This window comes from Methanohalobium evestigatum Z-7303 (genome assembly GCF_000196655.1).
GTDB lineage: Archaea > Halobacteriota > Methanosarcinia > Methanosarcinales > Methanosarcinaceae > Methanohalobium > Methanohalobium evestigatum.
On the sequence record NC_014253.1, the window covers coordinates 2157901 to 2179021 of the forward strand.

The window sequence follows — 21121 nt, forward strand, 5'->3', positions numbered from 1 at the left end:
GATATTCAGTCATTTATTTTCAACTCTTACAAAGATATAATCCGCCATTTCCTTATCCACAGCATACCTTGTCTGGTCAAGGTCAAACACATATGACGGGTATGACTGTACCAGAGTAACTGGCATCCCGGGAAGGATGCCCATAGACATCAATTTCTGTAATTTTTCATTGTCCTGTATTTCAAAGTATGCGATTTTACCCTTTTGATTGAGTTTCAATTCAGAAAGCGGTTGGACGATACTGCTAACTTCCTTTTCCCCTTTCTTACAGCATTCACCTTTTGGAATAGGGTTTCCATGAGGACAGGTTCTTGGATGTCCAAGCAGTACGCAAACCTTGTCATCGACACCGTCATGTAATATATGTTCGAATTCACATGCGGATTTATGGACGCCCTCTTTTTTATCCAGTACATCCACAAGCAATCTTTCAGCAAGTCGGTGACGCCTCACAACATTTTTCGCATTGAAATAACCCTCATGTTTGAGAGTAATTTTTGAATCCGAATTTAAATCAATGTTATCCATATCCAGTAGTTCCAGAACTTCTGGTGATTCTTTGTCAAGGTTCAATGATTCAAGTTCTATAAAATTCTGCCCGCGTTCCTGTGAACATATCCATAGTTTTTCCAGTATCTCTTCAGCATTTTCACTTATTTCCATTTAAACATCCCTCGCAATTTCTTAATCAGTTTTGTTTCGGGAACAATTTCATAACCACAATTTGGACACCGCTGCATATTGCAGGAATGCAGTTTTCCACAGCCTGAACACTGGTTTTTGTCCGGTTCAGTAAATTCATACCCACATAGAGGACATTTCATAGTGTAACTCCGAGAATATTCATTATATAATTGACAACAAATCCTACAAAGAAGGCAAACGGGAATATGAAGGCTGCCATTGAAAGCGCTATCTTTAATCCTCTCTCTTTAAGTGTCATCATAAACTGGGCTATACAAGGCATAAACAGGGTAAGTGTAACCGCTGCAACAAGCATGTCCACCCCATTCATCACTCCGGTTTTGTTTAGTTCATACAATCCGGCTGCTCCAAAATCACGTCTGAAAAATCCCAGTAAAAATACATCGGCAGCTTCAGAAGGGAGCCCTATCCATTGGGTAGGGTATTTTAACAGTTCGATAAGCAGTCCAAATATTCCGGTGATTTTGCCCAACCATATAAGTATACTTGCAATTATAAATAGTGGCATCACCTCAAGGAAATACCACTGCATCCGCGAATATGTTTTAATAAGTACGTTGGATAGTTTTGGTACTTTAAGAGAGGGTATTTCCAGAAAGAAACTCGGTTTTTCACCGGGTAAAACCTTTGCAGCAATGTAGCCTATAAACAAAAATTCCAGAATCATCACTACAACCCATAATAAAAGAGCTGATGGTTTTGCAGACATTATGCCAAGTATCACACCAAGCTGTGCAGAACAGGGTATGGCGAGTGATAATAGCAGTGTCGTTAATATTTTCTCGCGCGGTTTTTCAAGGGTACGGGTAACCATGGTAGCCATCGTGCCGCATCCGAATCCCAGTACCAGTGGTATTACGGCTCTGCCACTAAGACCTATCTTTTTAAACACCCGATCTATTAGCATGGCAAGTCTTGGTAGATATCCTGAATCTTCAATTATTGAAAATACAAAGAAAAATGCTCCAACAATTGGAAGTATCAATGCGATAGCATATGTTAAAGCCAGATTAACAATTCCATAATCTCCAACAATAAGGCTCTGTATCAGGGGATATGGAACCAGTGAATTGAAGTTTTGTGTAATCCATGGAATTAGGTGTTCTCCAAACACCACTCCTTCAAGGAAATCCACTACAGTCCCTGCTGCAAAAACACCTACAAACTGATAAAATCCGAAATACAGTACCAACAACAATATAGGAATTCCTGTAAGCGGATTTGAAACCAGATGGTCTAAACGTTTTTTCAGATTTGGGTAGTTGTCTTCGTATTTTTCGGACTCTGTAGCTTTTGAATTGTTATATAGATACGGCTCTTTTATCTTCGTTACAGAATTTACTATCCTGTTTGTAAGCTGTTGTCGTTCAACAGTCATTACATAATTGGTAGGAGTATTGAATTTGTTTTCTGTATTTGAAACTATATCTTTGATAGCGTCAACATCTTCGCCTTTTTCCTGTATCCTTTCAAAAGCTACTTGGTCTCTTTGTAAAAGTAACTGGGAGATGGACCTTTTGGATACTTCGTAGTTTTCTTTAAGGTTAGATTCGATATCTTTGATTGCATTTTCGATATCATCATTGTATTTGATTGTAAAATCCTGTGGATTTGAACTGTATTCGGATATTGTTTTTTTGAGTTCTTCAATTCCCTCGCCTTTGTTTGAAACAGCAGGTATAACTGGTATTTTTAGCATCTGCTCAAGTTTTTGTATATCTATTCGAATACCACGTTCTGCGGCTTCATCCATCATGTTAAGTACCAGAATAAGCGGCTTACCCGCTTCAATTAATTGCAATGTGTGAGGAAGCATTCTCCTCAGGTTCTTGGCATCAATAACATGTAGGTAGATGGAAGCTTTTTCAAAAAACAGTCTCTGGGCTACTCTTTCCTCTTCAGTAATAGGTAGCAAGGAATAACTTCCAGGAGTATCTATGATTTCATATTTTTTATTGCCTATAACCCCGTCACCTTTGCTTATTTCTACAGTTGTACCGGGATAGTTGGAAGCAATTGCATAACTATCAGAAAGAGCATTGAAAATAACACTTTTTCCTACATTCGGGCTGCCAACAAGTACTATTCTGTCAGAACTACAGGATACATTATCAGGTGTACTGCAACATGTTTGAGATTTTGTATTTAAAAGGGATTTCATAGATCATCTCTACTTGTTTTTGGCGTGGTTAATTATATTCGTTAATCCTAAAATTATATGATGTTACGTAAATACATAATGGTATATAAGTTTTTGGTTTGGTTAATGTTTCAGGTGGCAAAAATAATCCGTTGTTATCAGAAAAAAGGAAGATTAGAGGAAAGGTAATAAGAGGGAATTATTCGCTTTCTTTTTTTGCATCTTTATAGAGTTCATTCATATTGATGGGGATGGGATTGTTTGCTATCAGTCTGGCAAAATATACAAGGTTGTAAACCATGAAACGAATTGTTTTGTTGGTGTAAAGGTGCTTTTCGCCTCCTGCTTCTATGTAACTTGGTCCGGGACCTGCAGGACCCACCCAGTATGAATCAACATTTGGAGGTACAGTACATCCCAGATGGGTTAAATTGAACAATGTATTGGCAGCGACATTATGTGCACCATCTTCATTACCTGTGATAATTACTCCGGCAACTTTTCCGTATAATGGGAACTGACCTGTTTCAGGATCAGTCTCCATATATGTTCCATCCAGTCGTTCTATAACTTTTTGTAACAATGATGACCTTGTGCCAAACCATATTGGTGAACCCATAATCAGAATATCGGATTCTTTGATTTTTTTTAGTATATCGGGCCATTCATCTCCTTCACCTTCATACGAGGTGACTCCGACAGGTATATTGTAATCTGCTATTCTGATTACTTCTGTTTCAACTTCCTGTTCTTCAAACAATTTGACAGCTTTGTCAATCAGGGCTCTTGTATTTGAAACTTCAGGAGACTTTTTTAGGGTGCAATTCAAAAATAATGCTTTAAGTGTCATAATCAATACATTGGGTATATTGATTTATATAACTTTTTAAAGCCTTTAACCTAATATTCAGGATGATGTAAAAAAGCTAAACGGGGCTGGATTTAGATTTAACCAGCCCGGAAGTTAATTAAAAATTTATTGTGATACTTTTTCAGCAAAAGCAAATTTTCTCAAAACTTTTGTAATTTTTATATTTTCGGTATCTCCGACCTGTGTATCAGGAACGAATATGACAAAACCTTCAACTCTGGCAATGCCATCGCCTTCTCTGGCAATATCTTCAATTGTTACTTCATATTCTTCTCCAGCTTCGACTGGAGCGGTAGATTCAGTCTCATTATTATACAAAATAATACACGTCCTTAAGTACTTAGTTCAAAAATTAGGTCTGTAAACTTTCAGGAAAAGAAATAGTTTATTTTTCAACCTAAACAGTAACTTTAACTAAATTAGTTTCCAAACCTTTTAATGATAAATAATCAAAATGATATATAAAGTTGATGGGTTTGAAATAGTTTATATGTCTTTTATATTAGTTTTTGCAGTTTCTTCTGCGGTGCGGATAACATCTTTTACAGCAATACCTGTATAATCTGCAATTTTTTTGCAGTCATCGTATTCTGCAGATATATTTAATAATGAACCATTTGTATCTCTGGCGATTTTTATAGATACATTGTGGTATTCATTATTAATTTTGATTTTTAAATTTTTAATGTAGCGTTTTGCGGTTAATCGATGTCTGACAGGAACAACTCTTACACCAAGTGAACCGGTTTCTGTGATAATTTTTCTCGCAAGTTTTGATGTGTCGATGGGTTCTGATACAACATGAATCATATTTCCCGGTCTGCCTTTTTTCATAGTGGCGGGCGTGATGGTAACGTCCTTTGCACCTGATGAAAGAAGTTCATCTACAAGATTTCCAAGAACTTGCCCAGTAACATCATCTACATTCGTTTCAAGCACCTCAACTGAATCCTGTATCAGTGCATCATCGATTTCTGATATGGATGTTCGTAACACATTCGGCTGTTTATCAATATCCATGTCACCTGATCCATATCCTATTTGTTTTATTTTTGATTGGGGATAAGAGTCAACCGGTTGGGAGAAATGGGAAAGTATTGCAGCACCTGTTGGTGTCAATAGTTCATTTGAAATATTTCCTTGCTGGAATACCATACTACCGGTTTTTAATATTTCAAGGGTTGCAGGAACTGGTACAGGCAGTATTCCATGTTCTGATTTTACAAAACCTCCTCCTGTTGTGATGGGTGTGCAGTAGATTTTATCAAAATTGAACTCATGTATTGCAGTACACGCACCAACCACATCGGCTATTGCATCCATCTGCCCTATTTCATGGAAATGTAAATCTTCAAGGTATTGATTATGAATGCTGGATTCTGCATCAGCCATTATTGAAAATATGTCCAATGCATCATTTTTAATGTTTTCAGGAAGATGTGAAGATTTTATGATATCAATGATTTCATAGTATGTCTTTGAATGTTCATGCTCCTTTCTGGTAACAACATCAACATTTATTGAACTGATACCGTGTTTTTTGGTATGATTCACAGATACTGAGACATCAGCAACTGATTCCATTGTTTCTTTAATTATGGACTGGTCAGCTCCCAGACCTATAAGGCTTGCTATTATCATATCACCAGAAGCACCAGAAAAAGGCTCAAATACTAATGCTTGCATCTAAAAATCACTAAAAGTAGTAAATTTTAAAACCATATAGTTTTTATGCATTGAAATAAAATATCCATGTGTTTATATAACTATAACTAAATCATTTTAAGGATGACTTTGATGGACGAAGTACAGAGAAAGGTCGAAAAAGCACACCCAAACGATTTTGGACGAGGAATTATCCGTCTTGATCCAAATACACTTTTGGAACTACAGTTATCACCTGGCGATATTGTGGAAATCACTGGGCAAAAAAGAACCGCTGCAAAAGTATGGAGAGCCGACCGTCAGGACTGGGAACAGGGATTTATCAGGATTGATGGTTTCATCAGGCAGAATGCAGGTGTAAGTATAGGTGAGCGGGTATCCCTGAAAAAAATAGAAGCAAAACCCGCAGAAAAAGTAGTACTTGCCCCACCTGAAGGCATGATGATGGAATTTGGGGATAATACAAGTGACATTATAAAACGCAATATTCTCAAACGACCTATTGTTCAGGATGATGTAATACCTATTATCAGTTCAATGAACCAGCCCATGTCTGGACCAGTTGCTGGTGGGCAGGCAATACCACTTATTGTGGTTGAAACCGAACCCGAGGATTCAATTCTTATCATAGATGAAACAACAGAAATCGAATTAAGTCAAAAACCTGCAAGAGGTTATGCAAACGCTGCAAAGGGAATCAAATATGAAGACATAGGTGGTCTTGGAAGTGAAATTCAGCGTGTCCGTGAAATGATAGAGCTTCCTCTTAAAAACAATGAATTGTTCAAGAGATTAAATATTGAGCCTCCAAAAGGAGTCATAATGCATGGTCCTTCTGGTACGGGTAAAACTTTGATAGCAAAAGCGGTTGCAAATGAATCCCGTGCAAATTTCCTCTATATCGCTGGACCTGAAATAATGGGTAAATACTACGGTGAAAGTGAGGAACGTATTCGCAAAATCTTTGAAGAGGCTTCAGAAAATGCTCCATCGATTATATTTATCGATGAAATCGATTCCATTGCACCAAAACGTGAAAACGTAACAGGTGAAGTGGAACGCAGAGTGGTTTCTCAGCTTTTGACAATGATGGATGGACTCGAGGAACGTGGTCAGGTAGTAGTAATTGGCGCTACAAACAGAGTGGATTCTCTTGACCCTGCACTTCGCCGACCCGGAAGATTTGATAGAGAAGTAGAAATAGGTGTTCCGGACACTGATGCCAGACACGAAATACTTCAAATTCATACCAGAGGTATGCCGATAACCGAAGAAGTACAACTTGATTATCTGGCAAAAAATACACAGGGTTTTGTGGGAGCAGACCTGAAAGCACTTGTCCAGGAAGCAGCGATGTGTTCTCTCCAAAGATTTTTACCACATCTTAATCTGGATGAAGAGATACCTCAGGAAACACTGGAAGAAATTGTGGTAACAACCGAGGATTTTGAGAATGCCCTTGTTGAGATTGAACCATCTGCTCTCAGAGAGGTACTGGTAGAAATTCCGTCAGTTAAATGGTCAGACATAGGAGGTCTTGAAAATGTTAAACAGGAAATTATTGAAGCGGTAGAGTGGCCTCTGAAACGACCAGAAAAATTTGAACAGATGGGAATTAAACCACCAAAAGGATTGTTGCTCTTTGGTCCGCCCGGGACTGGTAAAACTCTTGTAGCACAGGCGGTTGCAAATGAATCCAACGTGAATTTTATAAGTGTTAAAGGACCACAAATACTGCATAAATGGGTCGGAGAATCCGAAAAAGCTATCAGAGATACTTTTAAAAAAGCCAAACAAGTAGCACCCTGTGTAATATTCTTTGATGAACTCGATTCTATATCTTCCACGCGCAGTGGTATGACAGAAGATGGAAGGACATCTGAAAAGGTGTTGAACCAATTACTTACTGAAATGGACGGCCTGGAACCTTTGAATGATGTGATTGTGATAGCAGCAACCAATCGTCCTGAAATAATAGACCCTGCACTTCTGCGTTCCGGAAGATTTGACAGGCTTGTACTTGTCAGCCAATCCAGTAAAGAAGGTAGAGAAAATATCTTCAAAATACATACCAAGAATACACCGCTTGCAGATGATGTCAGCATCAGTGAACTTGCAGAGATGACAGATGGATATATTGGAGCTGATATAGAATCAGTCTGCAGAGAAGCCGTTATGCTTTCATTAAGGGACAATTTTGAAGCAGACAAAGTGGAATTGAAATACTTCAAAGAAGCAATTAAAAAGGTCAGACCAACTGTGACCAAAGAAATGGTTGACTATTACGAAAAGATAAAAGAACAATTCAAAGGCGGTATGAAGAAAGCAGAAACCAGTTCTTATACCGGATATCTATGAAAAACAATTAACCGGCAGGGATAATGATGGCAAAAGTATTTGCAAAAAATCTGTCCAGCAAACAGGTAATGACAACCGATGGAACTGAACTTGGAACACTTTATAATATAACAATGGACCTTGATACCAGTGAACTGGTAGACCTTATGATAAAGCCAGATATGAATGTAGACACGTCAGATTTCCAAAAAGATGACCAGTACATACTTCTACCCTTTGAATCAGTTCGTGCGATAAAGGACTACATTGTTGTAGACAAAAAGATTGCAAAAGGGATGCAATCTGCTGAATAAATAATTTTACTGGTTGAGGTTTACAAACAGGTATCATTCCAGTCGCAGGAATAAAGACGCTCTATTGCCTCAACCACTCCTTCTCCATAGGATGCATCTGTGACAATATCAGCAATTGATCTTGTTTTCTGATCACTATTTGCCACAGCAATTCCAATACCTGCGAATTCTATCATTTCAAGATCGTTTTCTGAGTCTCCGATAGCAACAAATTCTTTAGGGTTTAGACCCATGAGTTCTGCGATTTTGACAAGTCCAGTACCTTTATTCATTGTGTTGCTTTTTATGTGGACCGCGTATCCTGTGTCAATCAGGTCTACATTATACTTTCCGGATTTAATCACATTTTTTGCGTATTCAAGGTCAAAGTTCCTTCTCAAAGCGATTTCAGTTTTTCTGTATTCAGGATCAAGTTTTGTAAGTGGTATATATTCAGATAAAAAACTGAAAGCTTTTCTGCATTCTTTAATATCTCCCATAATGTAGGGATTGGTATCAAAACCCTCTGAAACCACCCCTCCATTTTCAGCTATTACATAACCACTCAAGCCTATAAGTTTAGATGCTGCATGTGAAAAACAGAGTATGTTTCCGGTTGCCAACACGACCGGTATCCCTGATTCATCATTTAGCCTATACAGCATTTCTGCAGCTTTCAGGTTAAGCCGTCTGTTTTGATGAGTTATCGTACCATCAATATCTGCTACAAGGGCTTTATATTTCATATACTATTATCTCACCAAATGAATTAAAAAGTATCATGGGTTGGTAAGACCCAGTGGTGTGACCGAAATTATGGATTCGCCATCCGGAAGATTTGGAGAATCGACCAGTCTTACAATTCTTTTGTCACCCTTTGATTTTCTTAGATACATTCTGAAAGTGGCAGTATGCCCGATAATGTGTCCTCCTATTGGTTTGGTTGGGTCTCCAAAGAATGCGTCTGGTTTTGACATAACCTGATTGGTGACTATAATCACTGCGTTATACAGGTCAGAAAATCGTTGCAGTGCATGTAGGTGTTTGTTTAGTTTTTGCTGTCTGTCTGCAAGGGTTCCACGTCCGATGTATTCCGCCCTGAAATGTGCGGTCAGTGAATCAACAATCAGAAGTCTGACGGGTTGTTCCCAGTTTTTGGATTCTTCTGCAAGTTCCATGGCAGAATCCATCAGAAGAATCTGGTGATTGGAGTTGTAGGCTCTTGCCACATGGATATTTTTAAGGAACTCTTCCGGGTCATAATCAATATTGTGATGTTCTGAAGCTCCCTGAACCATCTGTTTGATTCTTTCAGGTCTGAATGTATTTTCTGTATCGATAAAAATCACAGAGCCATTGAGCCCTCCCTGTTCATTCGGAAGCTGTACATTAACAGCAAGTTGATGTGCAATCTGGGTTTTCCCTGAACCAAATTCTCCGTATAATTCGGTAATTGATTGGGTATCTATACCACCTTCCATCATCTCATCAAATTCGGAACATCCGGTTGATAACTTCCCTACCTGTTTTCTTCTCTCCATTACCAGATCGCCAGTTTCGAAACCCCCTATATTGGCAGACCTGCGGGCAGAGTTGATAATTTTGGATGCTGCAGATTCACCTATATCTGCACTGAGCGATAGGTCTGTTGGCGATGCGACTGCAATTGCTTCCACTGAATTATATCCTGATTCTCTTAATTTCTGTGCAGTTGCCGGACCTACATGGTCCAAATCTTCTAACGTAACTTCAGCCATTTTTTAAAACTCCTGTAGGTGCACTTGGTTATCATTTTAAGGGTGCACTATTTGTATAGTAACATTACTATAGTATTCTCCTACTTTATTGATGTGGTGGTATATATAGGTAAAGTAAATATTGTGTAATAATTCCTGTGGATAACCTGATAAAATTATTTGTCTGGGTTTTTAACGAAAACTTATTTTAGATAAAACACAATTTCGTGATGGATGGCGAAGGTAGCAGTAGGTGGAACATTTCAATACATTCATGATGGACATAAAAAACTTATCAATAAATCATTTGAGCTGGCGAATGATGGTCAGGTTGATATCGGAATAACCTCTGATGAGATGGCTCGAAAGCAGAGACTCAAAGTGACTGATTACAACACCCGTAAAAAAAACCTTGTGGACTATATTAAAACATTGACCAACAAAAACAGCAGTTACCAGATTTTTAAATTAACTGATCCCTATGGTCCGACACTCACAGATGGCTATGATTATATTGTTGTATCCTCTGAAACATATGAATCTGCACTGGAACTCAACAAATTAAGACAAAAAAGAGGCTTAAAACCAATCGAAATTGTAAAAATCGAATGTGTTATGGCAGAGGATTCCTTGCCGATATCATCCACCCGTATCATGCGCGGTGAGATTGATATACATGGGAATTTAAAATATTAATGTGCAAGTAATTTTAATAGCAATTAAAACTAAATGGTTCATTATGGCAGGAAGAGAATTTACACAAAAAGATATTGACATTTTCAACAAACTGGCACCTGAATCAGGAGGAAGTGTCACATCAGAATGGGGACATACTTATCCATTTATATTGAGACCGATTTCTCATAAGTTTGTAGAGTCATCAGAGGACTTTAAACAACGAATTGATCGCTTAACACCAGATGAACTTGATTATCTGGTGGAACTTGCTCTTGATAACAAGGAAGATATCAGGTCAATGGAACCGGAAGATATAGAAGTCCTGATGGATATGATATCTGAAAAAATATCTGATGAACGGGCAAAACAACTAAAACAGCATCTTGGAATTGTTTAAACTGGATTTGATTACAATGCAGAACAATTTGTTGTTTGGGACAGCAGGGACACCTCATGGAACCAAAAAGAAGGGAAGTGTCAGAGGTGTGGAGTATGTATCTGAAATCGGACTCGACTGTATGGAACTTGAATTTGTTCGCGGAGTCCGTATGAAAGAGGACAAGGCACAATCTGTTAATGTAACAGCCAGAAACTCCAGTGTGGCTTTAAGTGTACATGCACCCTATTATATCAATCTCAATTCTGCTGAACAGAAAAAAATAGATGACAGTGTTGAGCGGATTTACCAGTCAGCAAGTATCGGTTCTTTATGCGGAGCGGAATCTATTGTATTCCATCCCGCTTATTATCATAAAGATACCAGTGATAGAGTATATTCCAGAGTCCACAACCTATTAAATGATTTATCATCAAGACTGGAGGAAGATGATATCCCTGTAGTACTTCGACCCGAGACAACCGGTAAAGGTACTCAATTTGGTAATCTGGATGAAATCTTAAGCCTTAGCAGTGAAATGGAAAAAGTTCAACCCTGTATCGATTTTTCGCACCTTCATGCAAGAACTAACGGTGGCATGAATTCATTTGATGAGTTTAAATCTGTATTGAGCAAAATAGAAGACATACTTGGCAAAGAGGGTTTAAACAATATGCATGCACATGTTTCGGGTATAGAATATAATTCAAAAGGTGAAAGAAACCATGTAAACCTTGAAGAATCAGATTTTAACTATATGCAACTTCTGCAGGCTTTTAATGAATTTGAAGTTGGTGGACTTGTTATATGTGAGAGCCCGAATCTTGAAGAAGACGCATTACTGTTGAAAAATAGTTATTTTTCTCTGGATTGAAAATCTTAAGACAATGTATCATCTGTTTTTAAGACCCATTTTGTTGTCTATTCCTTCTGCCACGTATTCCAGTTCTTCAAATATGCGGTCTGTATCTTTTCTCATTTCTTGGATAGCAGTTTTTAAACTGCCTCCTCTAAGATGCAGTAATTTTTTTTCTCTGTAAACCAGTCCTGAATTAATAAGGTTTCTTATATGATAATTAACACGTGATACTTTGATGTCAAGGTCTTGTGCTATCGCTTCTGATGAAGTAACACCGTCATTGGATAAATTTTTGAGTAAACTTATAATGACTTTTGTAGATGTATGTTCTATATCTCTTCCTGAAGAAAATCCAAGGCTCTCACATATCCATTTTGCATCACTTTCAAGACTTTCATTTTTTGGTTTATCCAGTTTATTCAGGATAATCCTCTGACTCATCAATCATGTCTATTTTATAAAAATATATTTAAGTTTTTTCTTTATTTTGTAGACATCATTTCTATATAATTCGAAAAAAGACTATTAATTTGATAAATTTTATATATTTGTATCGCATTATACTGGATATAGCAATAACGAGTAATTATATTTATAAAATTATAATAATGGAGGGTGGTTCCAGATGACCATCAAACCAATAGGTGAAAGGGTATTGATTAAAGTTAAAAAAGAAGAAAAGACCTCTGGAGGAGTTTATATTCCGGAGAGTGCTCAGTCGGAAAACAAGGAAGGATATGTAGTTGCAGTAGGAACATATGAAGATGGAAGTGAACTTCCTGTTAATGAAGGTGACAAAATCATCTATGGTGGATATCAGACCGATGAAATAGATATCGACGGAGAAAAGCATATTTTTGTTGATTTAAAGGATATACTTGCTAAAGTAGAAGAATAAGGAGGTGATTTTTAATGGCAGCAAAACAGTTATTATTTGATGAAAGTGCACGTAACGCGTTATTAACCGGTGTAAACAAAGTATCGGACACAGTAAAAATCACACTGGGTCCAAAAGGACGATATGTTGTACTCGATAATTCAGAAAGTCCAACAATAACCAATGATGGAGTGACCATTGCTAAAGAAATCGAGCTTAAAGACAAGTTCGAGAATATGGGAGCAAAACTTGTAAAAGAAGTAGCATCCAAAACTCAGGATACCACAGGAGATGGTACAACCACTGCAACACTGCTTGCCAACAGTATGCTCAGAGAGGGTATTAAAAACGTAACTGCCGGTGCTAACCCGATGGACTTAAAACGCGGTATTGATAAATCATCCAAAGAGGTTGTCCAGTATCTTAAAGATAAAAGCAAGGATGTAAGTGAAAGAGAAAAAATCTATCAGGTTGCAACAGTTTCGGCAAACAATGATGAAGAAATCGGCAGTCTGATTTCTGATGCGATGGATAAAGCAGGATATGACGGAGTTATAACAGTCGAAGAGTCCAATACACTGGAAAACGAACTTGAATTCGTGGAAGGTATGCAGTTTGACCGTGGTTACCTGTCTCCCTATATGGTAACAGATCAGGAGCATATGGTCTGTGAATTCGATGACCCATATATCCTGATAACAGATGAAAAGATTAACACAGTAAACCAGATTGTGCCAGCACTTGAAAAAGTTGCAAACGAAGGCAGACCCCTGTTAATTATTGCACAGGAAATTGAAGGGGATGCTCAGGCTGCACTGGTTCTGAACATCCTCAGAGGTTCACTGCGAGTATGTGCAGTGAGAGCACCCGGTTTCGGTGATGAGCAGAAAGAGATGCTTGATGATATAGCTGTACTTACCGGTGGTACAGTAATAAGTGAAGATAAAGACATGAAGGTTGAGAACTTCACAGAGGATATGCTTGGCAGAGCACGCAAGTGCACTGTGGATGATAAGAAGACCACAGTCATTGAAGGTAAAGGAGAAAAAGTCGACATCGATGATAGAACAAGCATGATCAAATCACAGATTGATTCTGCAGAATCCGACAGAAAGAAAGAGAAACTTCAGGAGCGTCTTGCCAAATTAACCGGTGGAATTACAATTGTCAAAGTGGGTGCAGCTACCGAGACAGAGCTCAAAGAGAAAAAGATGAGAGCCGATGATGCTCTAAATGCCACCAAAGCTGCAGTAGAGGAAGGTATTGTTACAGGTGGAGGAGTAACACTCTACAACGCTGCCAAACAGCTGGAGGATATGAAACTCGAAGGTGACCAGCAGATAGGTGTCTCAATTGTTAAACGTTCACTTGAAGAACCACTGCGCCAGATTGCACTGAATTCAGGAAGAGAAGGCGCAGAAGTAGTAGCCCGTGTCAAATCTGAATCCAATGATCAGTTCGGTTACAATGCCAAATCCGATGAATATGAAGACCTCTTTGAAGCAGGCATTATTGAACCCACAAAGGTCATACGAAGCGCACTACAGAACGCATCATCTATTGCAGGTACAGTGCTGACAACTGAAGCACTTGTAACCGAATATGAAGAAGAAAAAGATGAAACACCGGCTCAGGTGATACTCTAAATAAAAGTGCTATACTCTGTATAGCACCCTTTTAATTTCTAAAAATCTTCAATATCTTCTGTTTAAAATTCCTACATGCAGTTCAATACCACTGTTTTCTGCATAATCATTAATACGTTTAAGAGCATGGTCAACCATTCCTCCATTTGTAAGTATCAGGCAACGTTTTCCACAAAGAGCAGTTAATATTGACCGGTCTATAACATTGGTGGTGATGGACAGTGGTATTCCCTCGTCTTCTGCAATTGATTTACTTTTTTTACCCATTGCACCGATAACTTCTATATCTGCGTCTTTTATAAGTTCGCCGAATTCATCAGGTTCGTATTTATCCATGTCATAAAGCATAATTCCCCCTGCTCTGAAACCATGTCTGTCAAACTCCACGATAGCCATGTTGTTTTCATGTATATGCAGCACTCTGGCATTGACTGCTTCATAGGGTGAATGCTCGGCATATTCTCCATACATCACTCCAAGATTTAAGTAATCCCCTACTTTTGTTTCTGGGGGAACATTAACCCACATAAGGTCAAGAGGCTTTAAAGTGTCCACCAATTCTGGTATGTCTTTCGGGGCGCGGTGATTATGGGCGAGTCCTCTTATCATGAGTTCATGATAAATTTCCAGATAAGTGGGCTGGGTTAATGCAGCTTTTTTTAGAGCATTTGAATCACTCAATGCATCATCTGGTGTGCCTTCATTTATTACTTCACTGTTTGACATCAAGTAAACATAATCTGCCCATTGATAAGCAAGGTCAACATTATGGGTGGAGATTATGATGGTTTTTCCAAAATGGTTGTACTCGTTTAACAAATCCAGTAATTCATCTGCACCGACAGGGTCAAGATTAGAAAGGGGTTCATCCAGGATAACAACTTCTGGGTCCATTGCCACTACACCTGCAATGGCGACCCGTTTCTTTTGACCTCCACTCAGATGATGGGGCGGTTTGTCTTTAAGATGTTTGAGCCCCATATATTCAAGAGTGTTGTTTACTACTTCATCCACTTCATCTTTTGAGTATCCAAGATTTGTAGGTCCAAATCCTACGTCCTGATAGATTGTTGGAGCAAATATTTGGTCATCTGGGTTCTGGAATACAATACCTACATTCTTACGGATTTCTCGGAGGGATTTGGAATCATATTTTATAGGTTCATTATGGTAGAGTATTTCCCCTTCATCCGGTTCAAGAGTCCCGTTTAGAAGTAAAAAAAGAGTTGATTTGCCGGAACCGTTTCTCCCTACAAATGCGATTTTTTTGCCTTTGTTGATTTCTATATCAACATTATTGATAGCAGTGGTTCCGTCCGGATATGTGTATTTGAGATTTTTTGTTTCCAGAATCGACATAATTAATCCTCAAACAACAGAGATGTTTTTTGTAAAATAGAATACAGTCAGGATGAATATGAAGTATAAAGAGGCGGTGATGATTTCTGATAATTCCACAGGTCTTTTTGCATCAAACATCATCATTCTGCCGTTATAACATCTGGAATCCATGGCAAGATACAGTTTTTCACCCTGTTCCCATGACCGTAAAAAAAGCGTACTTACAAGCATACTGAATGAATATATCGAACTTTTCACATCTTTATATCCAAGCCTGATGGTCTGGGCGTATTTAATGGACATCGCCACATCCAGAAATACGAATATATAACGGTAAATCAGCATTGATAGCTCTATAAATGATTCAGGAAGCCGGGTTTTTTTTAGTACTGCAAACAATTCAACCATGGGGGTGGTGAACGCAAGGAAAAAGAGGCAGCACATACCGCTAAAGGTTCTTGAGACAACAAGGGCGGCCATATTTACACCTTCAGAATTTGCTATAAATGGATATCCGAATATGTTAAATGATAATATCTCACTACCTGAACCAAAAAAGAAAAAAATAACAACAGCGCCGGCAAATGCAAATCCCAACGGAGCTGTTAATATTTTAAGATATAATTTCAAGGGGGTTTTTCCCAGAAATACTGTAGCAATACTCATTGACAGTGCTATAAATAATGGTGTAACAGGAGAAGTGGATGACACTCCTACAAGTAACCCAAAAGCTACAATAATCAGTTTGAGCCAGTTGTTTCTATATCTTAAAGGGCTTATTAATGCATAGTCATCCAGCAGTGTTGTCATGTTAGGCACTCAATTAAAAAGTTAAAGCATTGCAATTGATTAGTGGCTAAGTATTAAACAGCTTTATTTAAATATTATTTGTCTGGGTTTAAAATAAAAAAAGTAAAAGTCTTTTAAAAAAAGACTTTTAAATCAGGTATTAATCATTGGACTGGTTTTTCCCTTTGCCTTTATAATATCCCATAAAGAATCCAATTATCAAAGCACCAATCGCAGCCTGGAGACCAAAGAGCAAACTTTCAATTTCTCCGGAAGGAGGTTCCCATACCGGATTGGCTATAGGGTCATAGTCAGGAGCTATCTCCTGGATGATTCCTTCTGCTTCACCATCTGCACCGCCGAAAGCTGCATCTGTGGCGGATGATACATAGAGGAATTGAGCGGTGAAAAGAACAACCAGAACAGCTACAATGATTTCCAGTTTCATGCTGTCACCCCTTTGAGTTTGCGTACACCTTCTTTACTGATTGCATTGAGTTTGATAAGAGCCTCACTTTTGAGCTGCACGATGTATTTGAATATCAGTGTTGTAACTGCACCCTCCATTATTGCAAGTGGTACTTGGGTAACAGCAAATATGCCGGCAAACGCTTTGAATGACCCTAAAATTCCACCGGCTTCAGCCGGAAATGCCAGCGATAATTGTGAAGCCGTTGCAACATACGTAGCCCAGTCAGCAAAAGTAGCCGCCAGAAATACAACTGCATAGGCATTAAAATTGAATTTCATACCTGCTTTATAGATAGCATATCCTACAAGCGGTCCTATGATACCCATGGCGAAAACATTTGCTCCAAGAGTTGTCAAACCACCGTGAGCAAGGAAAATTGCCTGATAAAGAAGGACAATTGTAGACAAGACAGCTGTAACAGCGGGTCCAAAAAGAATGGCTCCAAGCCCGGTTCCTGTAGGATGTGAACAACTACCTGTAACAGATGGTAGTTTTAGGGACGAAAGCACAAATATGAATGCACCAGCTACTGCCAACAGTGGCAGAATCTCACGTTTATGTTCCACCATTTTGTTCAGTTTATAAATACCAAACATTATTACCGGTATCGATATGGCAAACCAGAGTTGCCACCAGGGACTCGGTAAAAAACCTTCCATTATGTGCATAAATACATCACCTTTTTTAACAACTAAACTTGATTTAAATTAAGTTTTTCTGATTACTTGTATAAATTACAGGCTTCAACCTTTATTTAAACACTTTTTTTCTGGTAATAAATATTATCCAAATGGGTAATAATAATATAAAAAATAATTATTTTTGTACAATCATTATGCAATAGAGTTTGGATTGTACTTCAGGTGGGTTGGTCCTGTTGCCACCAGTTATACGTTCATTCGGATAACCCAGCTCTTCACAGGTATAAATATCTGCATTTATATCAAATTCATGAAGAACTTTTGCAACTTCATTTGGTCCAAAAGATGCATCAGGGAGCAAAAGTACATTTTTTCCAAGTTTTAATTCCTGTACAAGAAGATGTTTTGAATGATTTCCCCCTCTACCATGGGCAGTAATTGCGGCAAGCTCTGTCATATTGACACCAAGCCGTGCGCATGCCAGATGAAGGGACGATATACCCGGAATTATCCTATCATTTTTGCTGGCATATTTTCCCAGTCCTGAAAAAAGAGGGTCACCTGTTGAAAGAACAACAGCATCATCTGGAAGAAGATGAAGGTTTTTGTAATCTCTAATTTTATTGGCTTTTCCGGTTATGTATTTTTCAGCAGTTTCAATAGCACGCTTTGAACCATATACAACAGGGGCATTTTTTATAGCTTCAATAGCTTCTTCTGTCAGCATACCGGGACCGACACCTACACCCACTATAATCATTTGTCTCCCTCGCTGTCTTTTATAATTTCACCTTCTCTGTTAACAATAACTACTCTTGCACCTTCTGCTTTTTTAATAGTTTTTTCAAAGGCTTCCTGCAACCGGGTTCCTTCGGGTTCTTTTTCCACAAGTTCTGAAACTGTTGAGTATCCACTCCCAGTTAATATATCGGGATCTCCCCATTTAAGGATGAGTCCCGGTAATCCACAGATTATGACGTCACCAGTTGCGACTTCAAGCCCTTCTGAAATTCTACTTCCAAAAAGTACCACTGTATGATCCGGAAATAGCATAGTGGAATATCTTACCCCTATACGACCGGTTGTAATGACTACTTTCGAAGCGGTCTTGAGTAAATCTTCCTTCATTTCACCCAGATGGTCACTCCAGGGTTCAACAAATCCGGTGCTACCCAGTATAGATATGCCACCTGTGATACCAATCCTATCATTGAGGGTGTTTCTTGCGACATCTGCACCTCTTGGTAGTGATATTTTTACCCTGACACCATTGATTCCCAGTTCTTCAACCGCTTCACAAACGGAATCCTGTATCTGCTGCATGGGTCGGGGGTTAATTGCTGGATTCCCTTTTTTAATCTGGAGACCGTCCTGTATAACAGTACCAATCCCTTCTCCTGCAAATATGGATGTTTCATCGGATTCCATAGCATACGCTTCAAATTCTATACCTCTTGTGATATCGGATTCATGGTCGTTGTTAAGTTTTGAAACAACAGAATGACCATGATGGGCATCGACTTCCATCCGGGCTCTAAGTCCTACAGGAGTGGGAACTGTAACTGAATCAATATCTTTTCTTAGTGACAGAACAGCTGCCTTTGCAGCGATAGCTGCTGTAGTACCTGTTGTATATCCTCTTTTCAGTATTGAACCATCACTTAACACGACAATCATACCGTTTTTTATACTCTCGATCAGTTCTTCACGGGGGATACTGGCACGTTCTATCCATTCATCTGGAATTTTTGTGTTGTTTACCGGGTCAATCATTGCTGAACATTCGAAATATTGGATTATAAATATAGCGATTTAACTGTTTTCACCTGTTCGTTTAAACATCCTGTACAATTCATCCCTTGTAAATGATAGCATAGTGGGACGTCCATGCGGGCAGGTATAGGGATTCTGGGTATTTTTAAGCTGTACAATCAGATTTTCCATTTGTTCTGTATTGCAAATATGACCTGCTTTGATAGCACTTCTGCAGGCTATGGTTTTACACATATAATCATAAATGCCAACATCATTTTTTATCCTGCCGGCAGACAGAATTTCAGAAATCATGTCATGTAAGGTATCGGGTTTTTCTATGTTGCCGAAAATAACAGGTACAGAAGTGATAATGTAGGTGCTGGGTCCAAACTCGGATATAGCAAATCCGAATTCTTCCAGATAAGGTATATATTCTTCCATCAGAACTTTTTCCTTAATACTCAACTCAAGGGTTATGGGTGAAATGAGCTCCTGCCAGTCAGGATTTTTCGAGTTGCGAATGTGCTCATACATTATACGCTCGTGAGCAGCGTGCTGGTCTATAAGTACCAGTCTAGAATCCATCTCAGCAACAATATATAATTCATCCACCTGCCCCAATACTTTAATGTTACTGGATTCAGATTGAAGTTGAATACCCGATGATTGCTTGGGTATTTGAGATTCTTTATTTTCGTTTTCTGCAGTAGTCAGTCTTTCAGAGCGTTTCAGCCGTTTTTCAGTGTCCTTTATTGATGAAACGTTAGTGGCAGATTTTAGATGTTTTTTTTCGCCAGTTTTAGATGTTTTATATTCTGCAGGTTTTTCCCGGATTATATTATCCTTGCTGACTTGACTTTTATTACCAACTTCTTTGATATTAAGCTGTACAGAAGTTTCCTGACTTTTATCATTTTCCTTCTTATTGACACTTGGGATAAGTTCAGCCTGTCCAAGAGCTGTTTTAACGGATTCGGATATAGCATCCATGATGTCCTGTTCATGGCTAAGCCTTACATGGCTTTTTCTTGGGTGCACATTAATATCCACCTCTTCAGGGTTAATCTGGATGTTTAGGACTGCAGCAGGATATCGACCTTTAGGCAATAGGGTATAATATCCTGTCCTTAATGCGTTGCTGATGGCTCTGGATGACACACTGCGGTTGTTTATAAAAAAGGACTGGAAATCAGTACCACTTCTTGTAAATTCGGGTTTTGAAATATATCCTGACACCCTGATAAGTTCAGATTCATGGTCGACAGGTATCATCGACCTTGCCACATCACGTCCGTAAACATGAACGATGTTATCAAACAGGTTGCCAGATGATGGAGTATGTAGTACATTTCTTCCATTGCTTGTAAGTGTAAATGATACGTTGATGTTTCCAAGTGCCTGTTTCGAAACAGTATCTGTAATGTGGGCAAGTTCAGTTCTTTTGCTTTTGAGATATTTTCTGCGTGCAGGGGTGTTATAGAAAAGGTCATAAACATTCACAGATGTACCGGCTGATGCACCAATTTCTGAAACGTCATTTATCCCTTCAGGCTGGACGACTATCATTGTACCTGCAAGGTCGTCCTTTTGTCTGGTTATCATTTCAACTTTTGAGACCGAAGCAATGGATGATAGTGCTTCACCCCTAAAACCCAGTGTAGTTGTTGAATACAGGTCTTCAAGTTTCCATATTTTGCTGGTGGCGTGTTTTGTAAAAGCAAGGCGAACATCATCATAGCTCATACCAGTACCGTTGTCAGAGACAGTGATTTTTTTAGCTCCCCCTTCTTTGACGTCTATCTTTATTTCTGTAGCACCGGCATCTATTGAGTTTTCTATTAATTCTTTAACAACAGATGCGGGACGTTCAATCACTTCTCCCGCCGCAATTTTATTTATTGTACTGTCATCAAGGATATGTATTCTGGAATTATCCATTT

The 21121-nt window shown here is 38.6% G+C and carries 23 protein-coding genes; 7 read left to right on the plus strand and 16 right to left on the minus strand.

The features are described from left to right. Positions 1–9: 9 nt before the first annotated feature. The 6 genes from METEV_RS10870 to larC all read right to left on the minus strand — a co-directional run bounded on the left by METEV_RS10870 (position 10) and on the right by larC (position 5402). A complete protein-coding gene (locus METEV_RS10870; RefSeq protein ID WP_013195562.1) occupies positions 10–663 on the minus strand; it encodes a metal-dependent transcriptional regulator in 654 nt (217 codons plus the stop codon). Further along, positions 654–824 (minus strand): hypothetical protein, encoded by a 171-nt coding sequence (locus METEV_RS12600; RefSeq protein ID WP_013195563.1) that lies wholly within the window; start codon positions 822–824, stop codon positions 654–656. The genes METEV_RS10870 and METEV_RS12600 overlap by 10 nt, the downstream gene beginning before the upstream one ends. After that, entirely contained in the window at positions 821–2866 is a 2046-nt protein-coding gene (gene feoB / locus METEV_RS10875; RefSeq protein ID WP_013195564.1) for a ferrous iron transport protein B, read from the minus strand. Before feoB ends, METEV_RS12600 begins: the two co-directional genes overlap by 4 nt. Before the next feature lie 178 nt (positions 2867–3044). Further along, positions 3045–3695, minus strand: coding sequence for a flavodoxin family protein (locus METEV_RS10880; RefSeq protein WP_013195565.1), 651 nt, complete (start codon positions 3693–3695; stop codon positions 3045–3047). A 126-nt stretch (positions 3696–3821) separates the two neighbouring features. Next, positions 3822–4034 carry a TRAM domain-containing protein gene (locus METEV_RS10885; RefSeq protein ID WP_013195566.1) on the minus strand — a complete coding sequence of 71 codons (213 nt, stop codon included), beginning with the start codon at positions 4032–4034 and terminating at the stop codon, positions 3822–3824. Between the two features lie 168 nt (positions 4035–4202). Then, complete coding sequence (larC, locus tag METEV_RS10890; RefSeq protein WP_013195567.1) at positions 4203–5402, minus strand: nickel pincer cofactor biosynthesis protein LarC; 1200 nt, start codon at positions 5400–5402, stop codon at positions 4203–4205. A gap of 111 nt (positions 5403–5513) precedes the next feature. Here larC and METEV_RS10895 point away from each other — a divergent pair, with 111 nt between their 5' ends. Both METEV_RS10895 and METEV_RS10900 read left to right on the plus strand, forming a co-directional pair. Next, positions 5514–7739 carry a CDC48 family AAA ATPase gene (locus METEV_RS10895; protein WP_013195568.1) on the plus strand — a complete coding sequence of 742 codons (2226 nt, stop codon included), beginning with the start codon at positions 5514–5516 and terminating at the stop codon, positions 7737–7739. Between the two features lie 26 nt (positions 7740–7765). Continuing rightward, positions 7766–8032: a PRC-barrel domain-containing protein gene (locus METEV_RS10900; protein ID WP_013195569.1), complete on the plus strand. Its 267-nt coding sequence runs from the start codon at positions 7766–7768 to the stop codon at positions 8030–8032. Positions 8033–8052: 20 nt separating this feature from the next. On the opposite strand, the gene METEV_RS10905 is transcribed toward METEV_RS10900, so the two are convergent. After that, positions 8053–8757 (minus strand): phosphoglycolate phosphatase, encoded by a 705-nt coding sequence (locus METEV_RS10905; RefSeq protein ID WP_013195570.1) that lies wholly within the window; start codon positions 8755–8757, stop codon positions 8053–8055. A gap of 33 nt (positions 8758–8790) precedes the next feature. Then, positions 8791–9768 carry a DNA repair and recombination protein RadA gene (gene radA / locus METEV_RS10910; protein WP_013195571.1) on the minus strand — a complete coding sequence of 326 codons (978 nt, stop codon included), beginning with the start codon at positions 9766–9768 and terminating at the stop codon, positions 8791–8793. A 213-nt stretch (positions 9769–9981) separates the two neighbouring features. Here radA and METEV_RS10915 point away from each other — a divergent pair, with 213 nt between their 5' ends. Genes METEV_RS10915 through METEV_RS10925 form a run of 3 tightly spaced genes read left to right on the plus strand, consistent with a single transcriptional unit; the run spans position 9982 to position 11675 of the window. Further along, entirely contained in the window at positions 9982–10443 is a 462-nt protein-coding gene (locus METEV_RS10915; RefSeq protein ID WP_013195572.1) for a phosphopantetheine adenylyltransferase, read from the plus strand. Positions 10444–10486: 43 nt separating this feature from the next. Next, the gene (locus METEV_RS10920; protein ID WP_013195573.1) at positions 10487–10822 is read left to right on the plus strand and encodes a hypothetical protein; all 336 of its coding nucleotides are present in this window, start codon (positions 10487–10489) and stop codon (positions 10820–10822) included. 16 nt (positions 10823–10838) lie between these two features. After that, on the plus strand, positions 10839–11675 hold the full coding sequence (locus METEV_RS10925) for a TIM barrel protein (protein ID WP_013195574.1): 837 nt from the start codon (positions 10839–10841) through the stop codon (positions 11673–11675). An 18-nt stretch (positions 11676–11693) separates the two neighbouring features. Here METEV_RS10925 and METEV_RS10930 read toward each other — a convergent pair whose 3' ends face one another. Then, entirely contained in the window at positions 11694–12101 is a 408-nt protein-coding gene (locus METEV_RS10930; protein WP_013195575.1) for a winged helix-turn-helix transcriptional regulator, read from the minus strand. A gap of 184 nt (positions 12102–12285) precedes the next feature. On the opposite strand from METEV_RS10930, the gene groES reads away from it, so the two are divergent. Both groES and groL read left to right on the plus strand, forming a co-directional pair. Then, positions 12286–12558, plus strand: a complete 273-nt coding sequence (groES, locus tag METEV_RS10935) for a co-chaperone GroES (protein ID WP_013195576.1) — start codon at positions 12286–12288, stop codon at positions 12556–12558. A gap of 14 nt (positions 12559–12572) precedes the next feature. Next, complete coding sequence (gene groL, locus METEV_RS10940) at positions 12573–14183, plus strand: chaperonin GroEL (RefSeq protein WP_013195577.1); 1611 nt, start codon at positions 12573–12575, stop codon at positions 14181–14183. Between the two features lie 48 nt (positions 14184–14231). On the opposite strand, the gene METEV_RS10945 is transcribed toward groL, so the two are convergent. From METEV_RS10945 to mutL, 7 genes are all read right to left on the minus strand, one after another. Beyond that, on the minus strand, positions 14232–15542 hold the full coding sequence (locus tag METEV_RS10945) for an energy-coupling factor ABC transporter ATP-binding protein (RefSeq protein ID WP_013195578.1): 1311 nt from the start codon (positions 15540–15542) through the stop codon (positions 14232–14234). Between the two features lie 9 nt (positions 15543–15551). Continuing rightward, positions 15552–16334 (minus strand): cobalt ECF transporter T component CbiQ, encoded by a 783-nt coding sequence (gene cbiQ, locus METEV_RS10950; protein ID WP_013195579.1) that lies wholly within the window; start codon positions 16332–16334, stop codon positions 15552–15554. 139 nt (positions 16335–16473) lie between these two features. Next, positions 16474–16761 carry an energy-coupling factor ABC transporter substrate-binding protein gene (locus METEV_RS10955; protein ID WP_013195580.1) on the minus strand — a complete coding sequence of 96 codons (288 nt, stop codon included), beginning with the start codon at positions 16759–16761 and terminating at the stop codon, positions 16474–16476. Continuing rightward, positions 16758–17453, minus strand: a complete 696-nt coding sequence (locus tag METEV_RS10960; RefSeq protein ID WP_013195581.1) for an energy-coupling factor ABC transporter permease — start codon at positions 17451–17453, stop codon at positions 16758–16760. The genes METEV_RS10955 and METEV_RS10960 overlap by 4 nt, the downstream gene beginning before the upstream one ends. Positions 17454–17601: 148 nt before the next feature. Next, complete coding sequence (locus METEV_RS10965; RefSeq protein WP_013195582.1) at positions 17602–18186, minus strand: cobalt-precorrin-7 (C(5))-methyltransferase; 585 nt, start codon at positions 18184–18186, stop codon at positions 17602–17604. Beyond that, positions 18183–19199 carry a cobalt-precorrin-5B (C(1))-methyltransferase gene (locus tag METEV_RS10970; protein ID WP_013195583.1) on the minus strand — a complete coding sequence of 339 codons (1017 nt, stop codon included), beginning with the start codon at positions 19197–19199 and terminating at the stop codon, positions 18183–18185. Before METEV_RS10970 ends, METEV_RS10965 begins: the two co-directional genes overlap by 4 nt. A gap of 39 nt (positions 19200–19238) precedes the next feature. Continuing rightward, positions 19239–21119, minus strand: coding sequence for a DNA mismatch repair endonuclease MutL (gene mutL, locus METEV_RS10975; protein WP_013195584.1), 1881 nt, complete (start codon positions 21117–21119; stop codon positions 19239–19241). Positions 21120–21121 lie beyond the last annotated feature (2 nt).

Coding starts and splice junctions, on each gene's coding strand:
- groES (WP_013195576.1), top strand. CDS start 12,286: ATGACCATCAAACCAATAGGTGAAAGGGTATTGATTAAAGTTAAAAAA.
- METEV_RS10905 (WP_013195570.1), bottom strand. CDS start 8,757: ATGAAATATAAAGCCCTTGTAGCAGATATTGATGGTACGATAACTCAT.
- radA (WP_013195571.1), bottom strand. CDS start 9,768: ATGGCTGAAGTTACGTTAGAAGATTTGGACCATGTAGGTCCGGCAACT.
- METEV_RS10880 (WP_013195565.1), bottom strand. CDS start 3,695: ATGACACTTAAAGCATTATTTTTGAATTGCACCCTAAAAAAGTCTCCT.
- METEV_RS10970 (WP_013195583.1), bottom strand. CDS start 19,199: ATGATTGACCCGGTAAACAACACAAAAATTCCAGATGAATGGATAGAA.
- cbiQ (WP_013195579.1), bottom strand. CDS start 16,334: ATGACAACACTGCTGGATGACTATGCATTAATAAGCCCTTTAAGATAT.
- METEV_RS10930 (WP_013195575.1), bottom strand. CDS start 12,101: ATGAGTCAGAGGATTATCCTGAATAAACTGGATAAACCAAAAAATGAA.
- mutL (WP_013195584.1), bottom strand. CDS start 21,119: ATGGATAATTCCAGAATACATATCCTTGATGACAGTACAATAAATAAA.
- METEV_RS10965 (WP_013195582.1), bottom strand. CDS start 18,186: ATGATTATAGTGGGTGTAGGTGTCGGTCCCGGTATGCTGACAGAAGAA.
- METEV_RS10915 (WP_013195572.1), top strand. CDS start 9,982: ATGGCGAAGGTAGCAGTAGGTGGAACATTTCAATACATTCATGATGGA.
- METEV_RS10955 (WP_013195580.1), bottom strand. CDS start 16,761: ATGAAACTGGAAATCATTGTAGCTGTTCTGGTTGTTCTTTTCACCGCT.
- larC (WP_013195567.1), bottom strand. CDS start 5,402: ATGCAAGCATTAGTATTTGAGCCTTTTTCTGGTGCTTCTGGTGATATG.
- feoB (WP_013195564.1), bottom strand. CDS start 2,866: ATGAAATCCCTTTTAAATACAAAATCTCAAACATGTTGCAGTACACCT.
- groL (WP_013195577.1), top strand. CDS start 12,573: ATGGCAGCAAAACAGTTATTATTTGATGAAAGTGCACGTAACGCGTTA.
- METEV_RS10945 (WP_013195578.1), bottom strand. CDS start 15,542: ATGTCGATTCTGGAAACAAAAAATCTCAAATACACATATCCGGACGGA.
- METEV_RS10925 (WP_013195574.1), top strand. CDS start 10,839: ATGCAGAACAATTTGTTGTTTGGGACAGCAGGGACACCTCATGGAACC.
- METEV_RS12600 (WP_013195563.1), bottom strand. CDS start 824: ATGAAATGTCCTCTATGTGGGTATGAATTTACTGAACCGGACAAAAAC.
- METEV_RS10895 (WP_013195568.1), top strand. CDS start 5,514: ATGGACGAAGTACAGAGAAAGGTCGAAAAAGCACACCCAAACGATTTT.
- METEV_RS10960 (WP_013195581.1), bottom strand. CDS start 17,453: ATGCACATAATGGAAGGTTTTTTACCGAGTCCCTGGTGGCAACTCTGG.
- METEV_RS10870 (WP_013195562.1), bottom strand. CDS start 663: ATGGAAATAAGTGAAAATGCTGAAGAGATACTGGAAAAACTATGGATA.
- METEV_RS10920 (WP_013195573.1), top strand. CDS start 10,487: ATGGCAGGAAGAGAATTTACACAAAAAGATATTGACATTTTCAACAAA.
- METEV_RS10900 (WP_013195569.1), top strand. CDS start 7,766: ATGGCAAAAGTATTTGCAAAAAATCTGTCCAGCAAACAGGTAATGACA.